This window comes from Micromonospora saelicesensis, assembly GCF_900091575.1.
GTDB lineage: Bacteria > Actinomycetota > Actinomycetes > Mycobacteriales > Micromonosporaceae > Micromonospora > Micromonospora saelicesensis.
In genome coordinates this window covers 146352-164461 of the sequence record NZ_FMCR01000006.1, presented here as the reverse complement: position 1 = coordinate 164461, position 18110 = coordinate 146352, and the positions used below count along the sequence as shown (strand labels likewise).

At 70.9% G+C, this 18110-nt stretch carries 12 protein-coding genes; 8 read left to right on the top strand and 4 right to left on the bottom strand.

What is annotated here, in order from left to right:
• Positions 1-326 precede the first annotated feature (326 nt).
• On the bottom strand, positions 327-803 hold the full coding sequence (gene mce / locus GA0070561_RS24755) for a methylmalonyl-CoA epimerase (protein ID WP_091405814.1): 477 nt from the start codon (positions 801-803) through the stop codon (positions 327-329).
• Between the two features lie 61 nt (positions 804-864).
• On the opposite strand from mce, the gene GA0070561_RS24750 reads away from it, so the two are divergent.
• The 7 genes from GA0070561_RS24750 (at position 865) to GA0070561_RS24720 (ending at position 8709) form a co-directional block, all read left to right on the top strand.
• Positions 865-2064, top strand: a complete 1200-nt coding sequence (locus GA0070561_RS24750) for an acetyl-CoA C-acetyltransferase (RefSeq protein ID WP_091405811.1) — start codon at positions 865-867, stop codon at positions 2062-2064.
• Positions 2065-2119: 55 nt separating this feature from the next.
• A complete protein-coding gene (meaB, locus tag GA0070561_RS24745) occupies positions 2120-3121 on the top strand; it encodes a methylmalonyl Co-A mutase-associated GTPase MeaB (RefSeq protein WP_091405808.1) in 1002 nt (333 codons plus the stop codon).
• Positions 3122-3337: 216 nt separating this feature from the next.
• Positions 3338-3757, top strand: coding sequence for an Asp23/Gls24 family envelope stress response protein (locus tag GA0070561_RS24740; protein ID WP_091405803.1), 420 nt, complete (start codon positions 3338-3340; stop codon positions 3755-3757).
• Between the two features lie 157 nt (positions 3758-3914).
• Positions 3915-4316: an Asp23/Gls24 family envelope stress response protein gene (locus GA0070561_RS24735; protein WP_091405799.1), complete on the top strand. Its 402-nt coding sequence runs from the start codon at positions 3915-3917 to the stop codon at positions 4314-4316.
• Positions 4317-4432: 116 nt separating this feature from the next.
• Entirely contained in the window at positions 4433-6121 is a 1689-nt protein-coding gene (gene icmA, locus GA0070561_RS24730) for a coenzyme B12-dependent isobutyryl-CoA mutase large subunit (RefSeq protein WP_091405796.1), read from the top strand.
• 170 nt (positions 6122-6291) lie between these two features.
• On the top strand, positions 6292-7215 hold the full coding sequence (locus GA0070561_RS24725) for a tetratricopeptide repeat protein (RefSeq protein ID WP_091405793.1): 924 nt from the start codon (positions 6292-6294) through the stop codon (positions 7213-7215).
• 66 nt (positions 7216-7281) lie between these two features.
• Positions 7282-8709 (top strand): arginase family protein, encoded by a 1428-nt coding sequence (locus GA0070561_RS24720; RefSeq protein ID WP_091405790.1) that lies wholly within the window; start codon positions 7282-7284, stop codon positions 8707-8709.
• Positions 8710-8755: 46 nt separating this feature from the next.
• On the opposite strand, the gene GA0070561_RS24715 is transcribed toward GA0070561_RS24720, so the two are convergent.
• Complete coding sequence (locus GA0070561_RS24715; RefSeq protein WP_091405787.1) at positions 8756-10720, bottom strand: penicillin-binding transpeptidase domain-containing protein; 1965 nt, start codon at positions 10718-10720, stop codon at positions 8756-8758.
• 289 nt (positions 10721-11009) lie between these two features.
• On the opposite strand from GA0070561_RS24715, the gene GA0070561_RS24710 reads away from it, so the two are divergent.
• Positions 11010-16091, top strand: a complete 5082-nt coding sequence (locus GA0070561_RS24710) for an NAD-glutamate dehydrogenase (protein WP_091405783.1) — start codon at positions 11010-11012, stop codon at positions 16089-16091.
• Between the two features lie 75 nt (positions 16092-16166).
• Here the strand turns inward: GA0070561_RS24710 and GA0070561_RS24705 are convergent, their stop codons facing one another.
• Together GA0070561_RS24705 and GA0070561_RS33265 are read right to left on the bottom strand one after the other, a co-directional pair.
• Positions 16167-16865, bottom strand: coding sequence for a class F sortase (locus GA0070561_RS24705; protein WP_091405780.1), 699 nt, complete (start codon positions 16863-16865; stop codon positions 16167-16169).
• A gap of 1 nt (position 16866) precedes the next feature.
• Entirely contained in the window at positions 16867-18078 is a 1212-nt protein-coding gene (locus tag GA0070561_RS33265; RefSeq protein ID WP_141710451.1) for a hypothetical protein, read from the bottom strand.
• Positions 18079-18110 lie beyond the last annotated feature (32 nt).

Here is an 18110-nt window from a genome sequence, read left to right as displayed (position 1 = left end):
CATCCGCACCCGCACGGGCCCGGGTGCTGCCATCGTCGGCGCCGGTGGGCACGACCGCCATGTCGGCATTCGACACATCCGGCACCGGTCGCGCTCCTGTGGGGCCGGACGTTACTGAACGGTAGCTAGGCCGGGAAGTCCTCTGTGAAAAACTGCATCCGCCGATGCGTGAAGGTGTCCAACCGCCCCGCCAACCGCGCACTGACGTGCGCGCACCGGGCCTCCAACCGGCCACCACCCCTGTTGATCAAGAGCTTTCGGTCATCTGTGCGGCGCAGGATGACGCAAACCTCTTGATCAACGAGGGGTGGGGTGGGGTCGGGGGGTCAGTGGGGGGTGGGGGCGGGTTGGACCAGTTCGACGAGGACACCACCGGCGTCCTTGGGGTGGACGAAGTTGATCCGGCTGTCCGCGGTGCCACGCCTCGGAGCGTCGTAGAGCAGGCGCATGCCGCGCTCACGTAGCGCCGCGCAGGCCACGTCGATGTCCACCACGGTGTACGCGACCTGCTGCACGCCCGGCCCGTTGCGGTCCAGGAACTTCGCGATCGTCGACTCCGGGGTGAGCGGGGCCAGTAGCTGCACGCAGCCACCCTCGGTGGTCGGCCCGACGGCCAGCATCGCTTCCCGTACGCCCTGCTCGGTGTTGGTCTCCACGTGTACGCAGCGCATCCCGAACGTCCGCTGGTAGAAGTCGATCGCGGCGTCCAGGTCGGCCACGGCGATCCCGACGTGGTCAATCTTGCGAAGCCCGATGTCTGTGACGTAGTCCGCACCGGGCTCGACGGGGGAGTTCTCTGCCATGGCGCTAGTCTGGCCGAACAATCGTTAAGGCGTACAGCTCGGCACCCCTTCGGAGGCAGGCATGGCTTCGGTGATCGTCAGCGGCGCGCGGACCCCGATGGGCCGGCTGCTGGGCAACCTCAAGGACCTCCCGGCCACGAAGCTCGGCGGGATCGCCATCAAGGCGGCGCTGGAGCGTGCCGGCGTCAGCCCGGACCAGGTCCAGTACGTGATCATGGGGCAGGTGTTGCAGGCCGGCACCGGTCAGATCCCGGCTCGGCAGGCGGCGGTCGAGGCCGGCGTGCCGATGTCCGTGCCGGCGCTGACCATCAACAAGGTCTGCCTCTCCGGCCTGGACGCGATCGCCCTGGCCGACCAGCTGATCCGGGCCGGCGAGTTCGACATCGTGGTGGCCGGCGGCATGGAGTCCATGACCAACGCCCCGCACCTGCTGATGGGCCAGCGCACCGGCTACAAGTACGGCGACGTGGTGGTCAAGGACCACATGGCACACGACGGCCTCAGCGACGCCTGGGACTGCTGCTCGATGGGCGAGTCGACCGAGCGGCTCGGTGCCAGGCACGGCATCTCCCGCGCGGAGCAGGACGCCTTCGCCGCCGCCAGCCACCAGCGGGCCGCCGCAGCGCAGAAGAACGGCCACTTCGCCGACGAGATCGCCCCGGTGGTCATCCCGCAGCGCAAGGGTGACCCGCTGGTGATCACCGAGGACGAGGGCATCCGCCCGGACACCACGGTCGAGTCGCTGGCCAAGCTGCGCCCCGCCTTCGCCAAGGACGGCACCATCACCGCCGGCAGCTCGTCGCCGATCTCCGACGGCGCCGCCGCCGTGCTCGTGATGAGCAAGGCCAAGGCGAAGGAGCTGGGGCTGACCTGGCTGGCCGAGATCGGCGCGCACGGCAACGTGGCGGGCCCGGACAACTCCCTGCACTCGCAGCCGTCCAACGCCATCAACCACGCCCTGAAGAAGGGCGGCCTGAGCGTTGCGGACCTGGACCTCATCGAGATCAACGAGGCGTTCGCGCAGGTCGGTGTCCAGTCCACCCGGGACCTCGGGATCAGCCCGGACAAGGTCAACGTCAACGGCGGCGCGATCGCGCTGGGGCACCCGATCGGCATGTCCGGCGCGCGTCTCGTACTCACCCTCGCCCTGGAGCTGAAGCGGCGCGGCGGTGGCACCGGCGCGGCCGCGCTGTGTGGCGGCGGTGGCCAGGGCGACGCGCTGATCATCCACGTGCCGGGCAAGGCCGAGACCAGCCAGTGAGCGCGAGGAGTGAGCGGGTCCTGCGAGCCCCGCAGTCGCGAACAGGGATGACGCAGTGAGCGAGGCTGAGCACGTTCCGGCAGCGGGCACCACGTCGGTGCGCCGCAGCCGGGACGTACCGCTGCTGGTCGAGCGGTCCCGCGCGGGCGACCCCCGCGCGGTGGCTCGCCTGATCACGTTGGTGGAGAACGGTGACGCGCTGTTGCCGGAGATCGCCGCGGCGCTGGCGCCGTACGCCGGGCAGGCCCAGGTGGTCGGGCTGACCGGGTCACCCGGGGTGGGCAAGTCGACCACCACGAACGAGCTGGTCCGCGCGCTGCGGGCGCGCGGGCACCGGGTGGGCGTGCTGGCGGTCGACCCGTCCAGCCCGTTCACCGGCGGAGCGATCCTCGGTGACCGGGTGCGGATGCAGGACCACGCCACCGACCCGGGCGTCTACATCCGGTCGATGTCCAGCCGGGGGCACCTCGGCGGGCTGGCCGCGGCCACGCCGCAGGCGGTCCGGGTGCTGGAGGGCGCCGGCTGCGACGTGGTGCTGGTCGAGACTGTCGGCGTCGGGCAGGCCGAGGTGGAGGTCGCCTCGCTCGCCGACACGACGCTGGTGCTGCTCGCACCCGGGATGGGCGACGCGATCCAGGCGGTCAAGGCCGGCATCCTGGAGATCGCCGACGTGTTCGTGGTCAACAAGGCGGACCGGGACGGCGTCGACGCCACCGTCCGCGACATCCAGGGCATGATCGCGCTCGGTGAGCGCGGGCCGGGGCAGTGGCGGCCCCAGGTGGTCCGTTCGGTCGCCGCGCGGGGCGAGGGCATCGACGAGATCGCCGCCGCCATCGACAAGCACCGGGGCTGGCTGGTCGAGCACGGCGAGCTGCGCCGCCGCCAGGAGGCGCGGGCCGCCGCCGAGATCGAGGCGATCGCGCTCGGCATCCTCCGCGCCCGGATCGGCTCACTGCGCGACGGTACGGAGCTGGCCACGCTCGCCACCAAGGTTGCCGAGGGCGCGACCGACCCGTACACGGCGGCGGACGAGTTGCTCGCCCAGCTCGCGCGCTGACCCGGCGAACCGCCGACCGGCACGTCCACCCGGAGGAACCCGATCGGCACTGTCCGGTGCGGACCGACGCCGTCGCTCGTGCGCGCCGCACGCCCGCAAGCGAAGGCAGCTCTGGTTTTAGTAGGCTCGCCGCGCGTGGCCGCAAGCGGGGCTTTCGCGGAGCGGGCTGACGAGCCGGTCGGTCCACATTGCACCGGGACCAGGGGAGATGTGATCATGACGGACGCGGTGGAGAACGCTGGCGCAGTGCAGCCCGCGACGGGCGCGGCCCGGGGTGTCACGTCGGTTTCCGACGAGGTCGTGGAGAAGATCGCCGGTGCGGCCGCTCGTGCCGTCCCCGGTGTCGCCGATCTCGGCGGTGATGTCTCCCGGTTCTTCAACAGCGTGCTGGACAAGGTCGGCCTGGACGAGGTGGGCGACGCTCGGCGGGGCGTGTCGGCCGACGTGAAGGGCAGCTCGGCCGTCATCAACGTGGTCCTGGTGATCGACGCCGGGCACGTCGTGGCCGACGTGACCGAGGCGGTGCGGGCCGCGGTGATCGAGGCGGTGGAGAAGTACGGCCTGACGGTCACCCAGGTCAACGTCACTGTGGACGACATCGAGCTGAACCAGCCGGGGGCGGCAGCCGGAGCCTGAGGCGTAGCCGCCCGACGGCCTGACGACTGTCGGACCGCCCGCTTACCGTTCGCCAGGAACATCCCGGGACGCATCGTCCCAGTAGGCTCGCACCGCCCCATCTTCACCGGGGGCCGGACGTGCCCAGACGCGGTGGTACGAGGAGCAGGGAGCGACTGTGGACCTGGAAGCAACGCGGGAGCTGACCAGGGCGTCGGTGCCGGCTGGCGGGACGACCCAGGTCGCCGACGAGGTGATCGAGAAGATCGCCGTCGCGGCGGCCCGCGCGGTGCCCGGCGTGGCCGACCTGGGCGGGGACGTCGCCCGGTTCTTCAACGCGGTCCTCGACCGGGTCGGGCTGGACCAGGTGGGTGACGCCCGGCGGGGTTGCTCGGCCCACGTGACCGGGGACGCCGCCGTGGTCAACCTGGTGTTGGTGATCGAGGCGGGTCGGCCGGTACCGGAGATCACCAGTCAGGTACGCGCCCAGGTGACGGAGACGATCGAGGCGTTCGGGCTGCGGGTCGACGAGGTCAATATTCGGGTCGACGACGTGGCGATAGGTGGGCCGACCCCGTAGCGCGCGGCGGGCGTCCAGATCGCACGTTACTCGCCGGTACGGCCTGACTTAGCGATCGTTCAGGTAGGGGCCTTACACTCGACGTGCAGTCGAGGACCCGAGGAGGAGCCCTGCTCATGGACGCCGACGAGATCGACGCCGGACGGGCGCGCTGGCAGGCCCGGTACGACGCCGCGCGCAAGCGGGACGCGGACTTCACCACGCTCTCCGGGATGCCGGTGGAGCCGGTGTACGGGCCGCCGGAGGGCGCCACCTATCCGGGGTTCGAACGGATTGGTTGGCCGGGCGAGTATCCGTACACCCGGGGTCTGTATCCCACCGGTTACCGCGGTCGGACCTGGACGATCCGGCAGTTCGCCGGCTTCGGCAACGCCCAGCAGACCAACGAGCGCTACAAGATGATCCTCGGCGCCGGCGGCGGCGGGCTCTCGGTGGCGTTCGACATGCCGACGCTGATGGGCCGCGACTCGGACGACCCGCAGGCGCTCGGCGAGGTCGGCCACTGCGGCGTGGCCATCGACACCGCCACCGACATGCAGGCGCTCTTCGACGGCATCGACCTGGCCGGCGTGACCACCTCGATGACCATCTCCGGTCCGGCAGTGCCGGTGTTCTGCATGTACCTGGTCGCCGCCGAGCGGCAGGGCGCCGACCTGTCCAAGCTGGACGGCACCCTGCAGACCGACATCTTCAAGGAGTACATCGCGCAGAAGGAGTGGCTCTTCGACCCGGAGCCGCACCTGCGCCTGATCGGCGACCTGATGGAGTACTGCGCCCGGGAGATCCCGCGCTACAAGCCGCTGTCGGTCTCCGGCTACCACATCCGCGAGGCCGGCTCGACCGCTGCGCAGGAGCTGGCGTACACCCTGGCGGACGGCTTCGGCTACGTCGAGCTGGGTCTCTCGCGTGGGCTGGACGTGAACGTCTTCGCGCCGGGGCTGAGCTTCTTCTTCGACTCGCACCTCGACTTCTTCGAGGAGATCGCCAAGTTCCGCGCCGCCCGCCGGATCTGGGCCCGTTGGCTGCGCGACGTCTACGGCGCGACCAGCGAGAAGGCCCTGTGGCTGCGGTTCCACACCCAGACCGCCGGGGTGTCGCTGACCGCACAGCAGCCGGTCAACAACGTCGTACGCACCGCCGTCGAGGCGCTCGCGGCGGTGCTCGGCGGCACGAACTCGCTGCACACCAACGCGCTGGACGAGACCCTGGCGCTGCCCACCGACGAGTCGGCCGAGATCGCCCTGCGTACCCAGCAGGTGTTGATGGAGGAGACCGGTGTGGTCAACGTGGCCGACCCGCTCGGCGGCTCCTGGTACGTCGAGGCGCTGACCGACAAGATCGAGGCCGAGGCGGAGGAGATCTTCGCCCGGATCCGGCAGCTCGGCGGGGACGGGCCACACCAGATCGGCCCGATGACCTCGGGCATCCTGCGCGGCATCGAGGACGGCTGGTTCACCGGGCACATCGCCGAGTCGGCCTTCGTCTACCAGCAGGCCCTCGAAAAGGGCGACAAGAAGATCGTCGGGGTCAACTGCCACACCGGCACGGTCGCCAAGGAGCTCGAGATCCTGCGCATCTCGCACGAGGTGGAGCTGGAGCAGCGCCGGGTGCTCGCCGAGCGCAAGAGCGCGCGGGACGAGTCGGCGGTCCGCGCGGCGGTGACCCGGATGATCGAGGCGAGCCGTACCGACGAGAACATGATCCCCGCCATGCTCGACGCGGTCCGCGCCGAGGCGACCCTGGGCGAGATCTGCGACGCCCTGCGCGCCGAGTGGGGCACCTACCGAGAGCCAGCCCGCTTCTAACCCCAACCCCTCCGCGATCTTGCAGTTTCGGTGCCGACATAAGGCATGAATGCGGCGTACCGGCAACAGAATGTGCAAGATCGCGGGGGGTGGGGACCGGGCGTGAGAGTTGCAACGTCGGGGTTGCGGGTGACCTGAGATCCGGGGCTCACGTGCGAGACTAGGTAACCATGAGCGACCCACGGATCACCTCGTCGATCTTCACCCGCGGCGCGGTCGACCTCAGCACGCTGCGTGGCCCCGCACCAGCAAGTACCCGCCCCGGCACGCCCCCGCAGGGCGGCCCGTCCAACGGCGCCCCCGGCGCGCCCACCGCCGGCGGTGACACCGCCATCGTGGACGTCACCGAGGCGACCATCCAGTCCGACGTGCTCGAACGCTCGATGGCCACGCCCGTCGTCGTGTTCTTCGGCGCGGCCGGCTTCCCGGAGAGCGACGAGTTCGCCCCGGTCCTGGAGCGGCTGAACGCCGAGGGTGCCGGCACCTGGGTGCTGGCCCGGGTCGACGTGCAGGAAAATCCCCGAATCGCCCAGATGTTCCGGGTGCAGGGCATCCCCATGGTCTACGCGGTCGTCGGCGGCCAGCCGGTCGACGCCTTCTCCGGAGTGGTTCCCGAGGCGCAGCTGCGGCAGTGGATCCAGGCCGTACTCAAGGCCGGTGGCGTGACCGTCGCCGAGCCGGAGGACCCCCGCCTCGACGAGGCGGACGACGCGCTGATGAGCGGCGATCTGGACGCCGCCGAGCAGGCGTACCGGAAGATCCTCGCCGACGCCCCGGCGGACGCCGCGGCCACGGCGGGGTTGGCCCAGGTCGGGGTGGCCCGCCGGGTGGCCGGTGCCGACCCGTCCGCCGCGCTGGCCGCCGCCGAGAGCGCCCCCGACGACGTCGCCGCCCAACTGCTGGCCGCCGACATCGAGGTGCTCAGCGGCCTGGCCGAGCAGGCGTACGCCCGGCTCGTCGGTCTGGTCCGGCGCACCGCCGGTGAGGACCGTGAGACGGTTCGCCAGCACCTGGTCTCGCTCTTCTCCATCGCCGGCCCGGACGATCCGGCGGTCGCCTCGGCGCGTCGAGCCCTGGCCAGCGCCCTGTTCTGAGTTCGTAGCACGCCAGCGCGGGCCGGCGTTCCGGCCGGCCCGCCCGACCACCGAGGACGGGAGCTCATGATGCGCCGGATCGCCGTCCTCGACGCGCCGACAAATCTCGGTCTACGGCCGCCGACGCCCACGTCGGTCCCGGGTTGCGCCAAGGCGCCCGGGGCGCTGCGCGACCACGATCTGCTGGCCCGGCTCCGCGCCCGCGACGCCGGCTGCGTCACCCCTGCCCGGTACGACCCGGGCGACTGGCGGCCCGGCGACGGGGTGTGCCACGCCCGGGAGATCGCCGACTACTCGTTGGCCCTCGCCGAACGCATCGGCTCGATCATCGACCGGGGTGAGTTCCCGGTGGTGCTCGGCGGCGACTGCTCCGTGCTCCTCGGCTCGGCCCTGGCCATGCACCGCCTCGGCGAGGCCGTCGGCGGGCGGATCGGGCTGGTCTTCGTCGACGGACACTCCGACTTCCGGCACCCCGGCAACGCCTCCTACGTCGGCGCGGCCGCCGGTGAGGACCTGGCCCTGGTCACCGGGCGAGGGCAGGCCGACCTGGCCGCGCTGGAGGGCCGCCGGCCCTACTTCCGCGACATCGACGTGGTGGTGCTCGGCATCCGCGCCCAGGACGAATACCGGCTCGACCTCCAGGCCGCCGGGATCACCACCCGACCGGTGCCGGCTCTGCGCGCCGAAGGAGCCGCCCGGACGGCCCAGTGGGCGCACGAGCAACTCGCCGACTGCGCGGGCTACTGGGTGCACATTGACGTGGACGTGCTCGACCCGGCGGTGATGCCCGCCGTGGACGCCCCCGACCCGGGTGGAATCGCCTTCGCCGAGCTGGAGATCCTGCTCGCCGGCCTGGTCGATACCCCGCACTGCCTCGGCGTGGAGCTGACCGTCTTCGACCCCGACTACGACCCGGACGGCTCGTACGCGGCCGAGATCGTCAACACGGTGGTCGCCGGTCTGGCACCGGTGACCGCCCCGGAAGCCGTGCCGCCCCGACTGCTGTCGGCCCGGCCCACGCCCTCCCCGCGGCGCGGCAACGGCCGGGGCGCGACCGCCACCGAGCGGCTCGACCGTGCCGAGCGTCCCAACCGTGCCGAGCGGCTCGACGGGCTGGTTCGGCTTGACGGGCTCGACGGTGCTGAGCGGGTCGCGGGGCTTGAATTCCCCGCTGACATCGACGCCGCTGACATCGACCCCGCCGATGTCGGGCCTGCTGGGCTCGGGTCTGCCGATGTCGGGTCGGCCGATGTCGGGCCTGCCGGCGTCGGTTCGCCGGTGAGCGCGGTGCCGTACGACATCCCGGCCGAGGGGGAGTCGCCCGGCGCGGGCGGACGGGCCCACTCCGAGCCATCGGGCGTCGCGGGCAGTGTCGCGCCCCTGGTCGAGCGCGAACCGGTCGGCCCGCCGGCGTCGGCCGGCCCAGGGCTCCTGCGACGCACCGCCCCGTCGAGCCAGAACCCGCCGGAAAGGCACGAAGCCGACACCGCCTGACCCGGCCCTCGGCCCGCGCGCTCCGGCGGGGCCGCGGGTGGTGGGGTCAGGGGGTTGGGAGGGCGCGGAGGAAGCGCTCGGCCATCGGGACGGCCGAGGCGGTGCTGGCCCCGCCCTTCTCCACGAAGACGGCGAACGCCACGTCGCCCCGCCAGCCGACGAACCAGGCGTGGGTGTGCGCCGGGTTGTCGTCGTACTCGGCGGTGCCGGTCTTGCCGTACACCTCGCCCGGCACATCCTTGAGCGCGCTGCCAGTGCCGGCGGTGACCACCTCGCGCATCATCGTGCGCAGCGCCTTGACGGACTCTGGCTTGAGCTGCTCGCCTGCCGGGGCCGGCTTGGCCGGCGCCGGGTCGATCAGCAGCTTCGGCTGCTCGAAGCGGCCGCGGGCGACGGCGGCGGTGGCGCCGGCCATGGCGAGCGGGCTGACCAGCGTGGTGCCCTGCCCGAACGACGCGGCGGCCTGCTCGGCCAGGCTGCCGCCCGTCGAGACCTTGCCGGTGAAGGCGTCCGTGCCGAGGTCCCACTGACCCTCGAGGCCCAGCGAGCGACCGGCGGCGGCCAGCCCGTCGCCGCCGAGCTTCGGGGCCAGCGCGGCGAAGGCCGTGTTGCAGGACTTGGCGAAGTCGGTACGGAACGGCACTGAGCCGAGCTCGAAGTTGTCCGAGTTCTTGAAGGACCGGCCGTCCACCGTGAAGGTCTTCTTGCAGTCCACCGGCCCGTCCAGCGTGACCGCACCCCGGTCCAGCAGGCCCAGCGTGCTGACCATCTTGAACGTGGAGCCCGGAGGCACCTGGGCGTCGAAGGCCAGATTCTCCCCGGCCGGACCGGGGCCGTTCGCCGCGGCGAGCACGGCGCCGTCGCTGATCCGGATCGCCACCAGGGCGGACCGGCGCGGCTCGGCGCGCAGTGCCCCGTCGGCCGCGTTCTGAACGGCGACGTCCAGCGTCGTCTTCAGCGCCTGCCCGGGCTGCGGCTCCCGGCGGAACAGCTCGGCGCCGGTGGGTTCGAGTTTGCCGCCCTCGGCTGGACGCTCGACCACCACGGTCAGCCCGGGGCCGCCGCGCAGTCGTTCGTCGTAGCGGCCCTGTAGCCCGCCGTGCCCGACGAGATCGCCGACGACGTACCGGTCGGGGTGCGCGGCGAGGTCGTCGGCCTGCGCCTGGTCGACACTGCCGAGCAGTGCCCGGGCGAACTCGCGGGTGGGCGCCAGGTCGATCTTGTCGGAGATGAACTTGGTGCCGGGCAGGTCGTAGATCCGGGGCTTGATCTGCCGGTACGCCTCCTCGCGGAGCGACACCACCTCGACGAATGCGCCCGGCTCGGCCTTGGCCACCCGGTCGGGCAGGTCGGCCAGGTCGACGCCGGGGACCAGCGCCGGGCGGATGGCCTTGAACGCCGCGTCGAGGTCCTTGACGAGCTTCTTGAGGTCGGTGACGGCGTTGGGCTGCACGCCCACCCGGACCACCGGGCGCGGGGTCACCAGCGGCTTTCCGGCGTTGTCCAGCACGGCGGCGCGGGCACCGGGGTCGCGCCGCAGCGCCAACCGGTCGCCCTTGGTGAGCTGCTCGTGCACCACCTTCGGCTCCCAGATCACCTGCCACTGGTCGTCGTCGCCGTGGGCGAGCCGCACCTCCCGGTCGTACGCCCAGCGGGTCTGACCGGGCAGGGCCCACTCCACCTGGACGGTCGTGGTGGCGATGTCCTTCGTGATCTTCGGCTCGCCGTGACGCGTCAGCTTGGGCGGGGTGGCCGCCAGCTCACCGGAGAGGTCCTTGATCTCGCGCGCCACGTCGGCCGACGGCAGTTTCGAGCCGAGCGGGTCGATCAGACCGACCGCCTGGAGGTCACCGCTGCGCCAGCCCGCCAGGAAGGCGTCGACGGTGCGCTGCGGCCCGTCGTCACCGGAACAACCGACCAGGACACCCGCCGCGAGCAGCGCCGTGGTGACGGCGGCGGCGAGCCGGCGGGCGGGGTTCGGCCGGTGGGGCCGGGGGTACGACAAGGGCATGAAGCTGGTCCTTCCGATCTCGGACTGCCCTCGCACGGTAGTACGGGAACGCCGTCCCCAACGTCCCCCAGGTGCTCGGCCGCGCTCAAAGACGGGCCGCGCCCGTGTGATGAACATCGCGTGGCGGGGTATCCCGCAGCCGGCCAACCTCGGACCCGCAACGGGTGAAAGGACAAAGTCCCGATCCGGACGTCTGGCCAGTGGTCCGCCGACGAAGGCGCAGAGCGGCAGGGCCTAGGCTGGGCGGCAGAGTGACCCACAACGCGGTGGGTCGAGGGGAGTGGCACCGATGGACCGGCGTCCGGCGATCAAACCGGAACCCGACCTCCGGCAGGATGACTCCGGCCGGGACGATGACAGCTTCGATTCGGCGACCGACGGGGACGGCTACGGCCGACTCGACACGGGAGTCACCGGGCTGACCGGGTCGAGCATCGACACCATCTACGATCTGGGTCTGCCAGCCGAGGCGCTGGCCGACGACGTGGAGGACGCCGAGCTCGACGAACCCGTCCCCAACGCGGAGCGCCTGGTGGCCCAGGCCGTCGCGCTCGCGGGGGACGACCACGACGCGGCGACACTTGTCGGCCGTTTCTGGCGGTTCGCACCGGACGAGGAGCTGGTCGGCTTCACGGCGGAAGAGATGCTCGACGCGGCCCGGGCACACCGGGATCTCGCCCAGCAGCGGGTGCCGGGCGAGTTGAAGCTGCGGATCCACGAACCGCACGCCGACCAGCACCACACGGTCGTCGAGATTGTCACGGACGACATGCCGTTCCTGGTCGACTCGGTGACGGCGCTGCTCAACTCGTACCACCTCGACGTGCACCTGCTGGTACACCCGCTGGTGGTGGTGCGGCGGGAGCCGCTGGGCCGGCTCACCGAGGTCTCCGCGGATGTGGAACCGGACGACGCGATCGCCGGCGACATCATCGAGAGCTGGATGCGGGTCGAGATCGACCCGGTCCGGGACGCGGCCGAACGGGACCGGTTGCGCCGCGAGTTGCAGCGGGTGCTCACCGACGTGCGGGAGGCGGTGGAGGACTGGCCGAAGATGCGTCAGCGTGCCCTCGCGCTCGCCGACGAGCTGGCGTCCGCCCGCACCTCCGACAACCGCCCACCGGTGCCGGAAAAGGACATCACCGACTCGGTGGAGCTGCTGCGCTGGCTGGCCCAGGACCACTTCACCTTCCTCGGTTACCGCGAGTACCGGTTGGTGGACGCCGACGGCGGCGACGCCGCCGACCCGGTCGACGGCAAGGCGTTGGAGGCGGTGCTCGGCACCGGTCTGGGCATTCTGCGCTCCGATTCGCCGGACGCCCGGTCGCTGGCCTCGATGACGCCCGAGGCGCACGAGAAGGTGCTGGAGAAGCGCCTGCTGATCATCACCAAGGCCAACTCGCGTGCCACAGTGCACCGCTCGGCGTACCTGGACTACATCGGCTTCAAGATCTTCAACTCCGACGGTGACGTGATCGGTGAGCGGCGCTTCCTGGGCCTGTTCTCGACGGCCGCCTACCGGACCAGCGTCCGCGAGCTGCCGGTGGTACGCCGCAAGGTGGCCGAGGTGCTGGACCGCTCCGGCCTGAGCCAGCGCAGCCACTCGGGCAAGGACCTGATCCAGATCCTGGAGACCTACCCGCGCGACGAGCTGTTCCAGATCAAGACCGACGACCTGTACCACGCGGTGGTCGGCGTGCTGCGGATGGCGGGCCGCCGGCAGCTGCGGGTCTTCCTGCGGCGGGACGCGTACGGGCGGTTCATCTCCTGCCTGATCTACCTGCCCCGGGACCGGTTCACCACCCAGAACCGGCTGCGCATGCAGGACATCCTGCTGCGTGAGCTGAACGGTGTCGGGGTGGACTACACCACCCGGGTCACCGAGTCGATGCTGGCTCGGGTGCACTTCATCGTCCGTACCGACCCGACGCGGCCACCCGGCGACATCGACGCCGACCTGCTCGCTGAGGAGTTGGCCGACGCCACCCGGCTCTGGGACGACGACTACCGGTTGGTGCTGGAGCGCAAGCTCGGCGACGAGCAGGCCAAGCACCTGTTCACCCGGTACGCCGACGCGTTCCCGGAAGGCTACAAGGACGGGCACACGCCGTACGAGGCGATGAAGGACCTGGCGAAGCTGGAGCTGCTGGAGGAGCCCGGCCAGCTGGAGATGCACCTGTTCCGCAAGCAGTTGGCGCCCCGGCCGGGCACCCGGGTACCGGGAGCCGACCTGGCCGAGGCGATGGACATCCGGTTCAAGGTCTACCGGTACGGCGAGCCGATGATGCTCTCCGCGGTGCTGCCGGTGCTGCACTCGCTCGGCGTGCGGGTGGTCGACGAGCACCCGTACGAGGTGGACCGGATCGACGGTCGGGTCTACCTGTACGACTTCGGCCTCATGCTGCCCGAGGGGCATCACGAGCTGGCCGAGGTGCGCCCGCACGTGGAGAACGCCTTCGCGGCTGCCTGGCGCGGCGAGGCCGAGGTGGACCGGTTCAACGAGCTGGTGCTGCGCGGCGGGCTGACCTGGCGGCAGGTGGTGGTGCTGCGGGCGTACGCGAAGTACCTGCGGCAGGCCGGCACGGTCTTCTCGCAGGACTACATGGAGCAGACCTTCATCGCGTACCCGAAGCTCGCCGCGTTGCTGGTGGAGCTCTTCGAGACCCGGTTCGCGCCGGGCGAGTTGAGCACCGAGCAGCGGCAGCAGCGCAGCGGTGAGCTGGTGGAGACGATCCGGGGCGCGCTGGACGACGTGGCGAGCCTCGACCAGGATCGGATCCTGCGCTCGTACCTGACGCTGATCGAGGCGACCCTGCGGACCAGCTTCTACCAGAAGCGCGCCGACGGGCGGCCGAAGGCGTACGTGGCGTTCAAGCTCGACCCGCAGGCCATTCCGGACCTGCCCGCGCCGCGACCGAAGTTCGAGATCTTCGTCTACTCGCCGCGCTTCGAGGGTGTGCACCTGCGGTTCGGGCCGGTGGCCCGGGGCGGGTTGCGGTGGTCCGACCGTCGGGAGGACTTCCGCACCGAGGTGCTGGGCCTGGTCAAGGCGCAGATGGTGAAGAACACCGTGATCGTGCCGGTCGGCGCCAAGGGCGGCTTCGTGTTGAAGCAGAAGCCGGGCGACCGGGACGAGGCGGTCGCCTGCTACCAGGAGTTCGTCGGCGCGATGCTGGACGTCACCGACAACATCGTCAGCGGGCAGATCGTGCCGCCCGAGGACGTGGTCCGGCACGACGGTGACGATCCGTACCTGGTCGTGGCGGCCGACAAGGGCACCGCGACGTTCTCCGACATCGCCAACGAGATCTCCAAGAACCACAACTTCTGGATGGGCGACGCGTTCGCGTCCGGCGGTTCCGCCGGCTACGACCACAAGAAGATGGGCATCACCGCCCGGGGCGCCTGGGAGTCGGTCAAGCGGCACTTCCGTGAGCTGGGCCTGGACACCCAGACCCAGGACTTCACAGTGGTCGGCGTCGGCGACATGTCCGGCGACGTGTTCGGCAACGGAATGCTGCTCTCCGAGCACATCCGGCTGGTGGCCGCCTTCGACCACCGGCACATCTTCCTCGACCCGGAGCCGGACGCCGCCACCTCGTACGCGGAGCGTCGACGGCTGTTCGACCTGTCCCGTTCCTCCTGGGAGGACTACAACCCGGAGCTGATCTCGGCAGGTGGCGGCATCTTCCCGCGTACCGCGAAGTCCATCCCGATCACGCCGCAGGTCCGGGCGGCGATCGGCCTGGACGACGACGTCACGCAGTTGTCGCCGCAGGACCTGATGAAGGCGATCGTCACCGCCCCGGTGGACCTGTTCTGGAACGGCGGCATCGGCACCTACGTCAAGGCCTCCACCCAGACCAACGCCGAGGTGGGTGACAAGTCCAACGACGCGATCCGGGTGGACGGGCGCAACCTGCGCTGCCGGGTGGCGGGCGAGGGCGGCAACCTGGGCTGGACCCAGCTAGGCCGGATCGAGTACGCGTTGACCGGTGGCCGGATCTACACGGACTTCATCGACAACGCGGCCGGGGTGGACACCTCCGACCACGAGGTGAACATCAAGATCCTGCTCAACACGGCAGTGGCCGACGGTGAGCTGACCACGGCCGACCGGGACGAGCTGCTGGCCGGGATGACCAACGAGGTCGCGGAGCTGGTGCTGCGGGACAACTACGACCAGGCTCGGGCGATCAACAACGCTCAGGCCCAGGCCGCCTCGCTGCTCCCGGTGCACCGTCGGATGATCAACGAACTGGAGCGTTCGGGCGGGTTGGACCGCGCGCTGGAGGCGCTGCCGCCGGACGAGGAACTGGCGGTCCGCAGCGAGTCCGGGCTGACCGCGCCGGAGTTCGCCGTGCTGCTCGCGTACGTGAAGATCGTCCTGGAGCGGGAGATCCTCACCGAGGGGCTGGCCGACGAGGAGTGGACGACCGACGTCCTGGTCAACTACTTCCCGACGCCGATGCGCGAACGGTTCGCCGACCGGATGGGCCGGCACCGGCTGCGCCGGGACATCGTCACCACCGTGCTGGTCAACGAGGCGATCAACCGGGGTGGCATCTCGTTCATCTTCCGGGTGGTCGAGGAGACGGCGGCCAGCGCGGCCGACGTGATCCGGGCGTACGTGGTGGTCAGCGAGGTGTTCGGCCTGCGCGACCTGTGGGACGCGGTCGAGGCGCTGGACAACAAGGTGGCGCCGGAGCTGCAGACCAGCGTCTACCTGGACACCCGTCGGCTGCTCGACCGGGCGGTGCGGTGGCTGGTCTCCAATCGGCGTTCGCCGATCGACGTGCCGGGCGAGATCGCGCGGCTGCGTGACGGGGTCACCCGACTGCTGCCGGGGCTCGAGGAGCTGTTCTACGGCAACGAGCGCCAGGGCATCGCCGCGCACATGGACTCGATGACCGAGCGTGGGCTGCCCCGTGAGCTGGCGGAGCGGGCGACCCGGCTGATGTACAGCTTCGGTCTGATGGACGTGGTGGAGACCGCGAACGCCAGCGGGCGGGACGTGAGCGAGGTGGCCTCGGTCTACTTCGTGCTGTCCGACCTGTTCCGGGTGGACTCGCTGCTGTCGAAGATCTCCCTGCTGCCGCGGGAGGACCGCTGGCAGACGCTGGCCCGGATGGCGCTGCGGTACGACCTGTACGCCGCGCTGGCCGCGCTCACCGCGGAGGTACTCGACTCCACCCCGGGCGACCTGCCGCCGCACGAGCGGGTGCAGCAGTGGGAGCAGTCGAACGCCACCTCGATCCACCGGGCGCGGAGGGCGATGGGGGAGTTCGACGAGTCGCGGGCGGACCTTGCCGCCCTGTCGGTGCTGCTGCGTCAGATCCGCACCCTGGTGCGGACCTCCGCAGCCGCCTGATTCAGGTACGCCGGACGCGGTCCGGCCGGTCGGGGGTGACCCCGACCGGCCGGACCGCGTTTCGTTCGTCGTGGGTCACGCCGCCAGGGTGGCGAAGACGACGATGTTGTCCGGGTAGCTCTTCGCGGCCTGGTCGAACTGACCGCCGCAGGTGACCACCCGCAGGCTGGGCCGGTCACTCGGTCCGTAGACCAACTCGGTGGGGAAGGCAGTCTTCGGGTACGACTTCACCGAGTCGACAGTGAAGGTGGCCGGCACTCCGTCGGCGCGGCGCACGGTGACGGTGTCGCCGGAGACGAGAGCGCCGAGGTCGAAGAAGACGGCCGGGCCGAGCACCGCCGAGTCCACGTGCCCGACGATGACTGCGTTACCCGTCTCGCCCGGGCTCGCACCGGGCTCGTACCACCCGGCCTGGTCGGCCTTGTCCAGCGGAGGGACCTGGACGGTGCCGTCCGGGTTGGTGCCCAACGACATGATCGTCGCGTCGACACCGATCCGGGGGATCTCGATGCTGGTCGGTGCCGAACGGGCCAAGCCGGCCGCCGCCTGACCGGCCGGCTGCCCGCCGATCAGCGGGGCATCGTCGGCGGTGCTCGCCGGCGCCGTGGCCTCGGGGCCGGCCTGGGCCAGCGGCTGCGGCGGTCGCGGAGTGGGCGTGGTCTTCAGGGAGGCGCCGATCATGCCGGCACCGATCATGGCCAGGGTGACGACGACGGCCGTGCCGGCGGCACGCCACGGTTTCCCGTGGCGGCCGCCGGCCGGTGTCGCCGTCACGTCAGACGAGCGAACCATCGGTCCGCCGACGACGCATCAGCACGATCCCGCCCAGCGCGGCAGCGCCGAGCAGGCCCGCCCCGCCGGTAGCCAGACCCCGGTCGGTGCCGGTGCTGACGCCGCCGTCACCACCGTCGACACCGCCGTGCGGCAGCACGACGAGCTCGCCCTCGCCGCAGGAGCCCTTGAGCTCGTAGCGACCCGGCTTGGCGTCCTTGTCGACCTTGGCTTCGCCGTAGTAGACGAACTCGCGCTCCTCGTGCCGGCCACGCTCGTCCGAGCCACGCTCGTCCGAGCCGCGCTCGTCCTTGCCGTAACCGCCGCGCTCGTCGGAGCCGCGCTCGTCCTTGCCGTAACCGCCGCGCTCGTCCGAGCCGTACTCGGAGCCGTGCTCGTCCTTGGACTCCCAGCCGTTGTCCGAGCCGTATTCGGAGCCGTGCTCGTCCTTGTTCTCCCAGCCGTTGTCCGAGCCGTACTCGGAGCCGTGCTCGTCCTTGTTCTCCCAGCCGTTGTCCGAGCCGTACTCGGAGCCGTGGTCGTCCTTGGACTCCCGGCCCTTGTCCGAGCCGTAGTCCGAGCCGTGCTCGTCCTTGGACTCCCAGTCCTTCTTGTCTTCGTCCTTGGAGTCCCAGTCCTTCTTGTCACGGCCCTCTTCGGCGTCCTGGCCGTGCTCCTCGCCCTTCCAGTCCTTGCTGCCCTCGTCGCCGTAGGCGTCGGCGGCAGCGCCGCCACCCTGGCCACCCTTGCCGTTGTCGTCCTTGCCCTTGTCGTCCTTGCCGTGCTCGTCCTTGCCGTTCTCGTCCTTGCCTTCGTGGTCCTTGCCCTTGTCGTCCTTGCCGTGCTCGTCCTTGCCGTTCTCGTCCTTGCCTTCGTGGTCCTTGCCGTTGTCGTCCTTGCCGTGCTCGTCCTTGCCCTTGTCGTGGTCGGAGGAGTTCTCCTCCTCGCGCCACTCGCGGTCCTCACCCCGGTCTTCATGCGCCGGCTTGAGCTTGACCTTGCCGGTGACCTTGGACCACACGTACGCGTGCTCCTGCCGATCCGGGCAGATCTCGAGGAGCTTGACCTCGTCGCCAGCCTTGACGACGTGCGGCTTGGCGTAGACCTTGCCGTCGTCGTGGCCGTCGGCGAACGCGATCCCCGGTGCGAACACCAGGAGCGACGCGCCGCCGAGCGCGGCGCCCGCAACGACCTTCCCGAGCATCTTCTTAGCCATGACCTGCGTCACTCCATCCCTGTTGTCCTGAG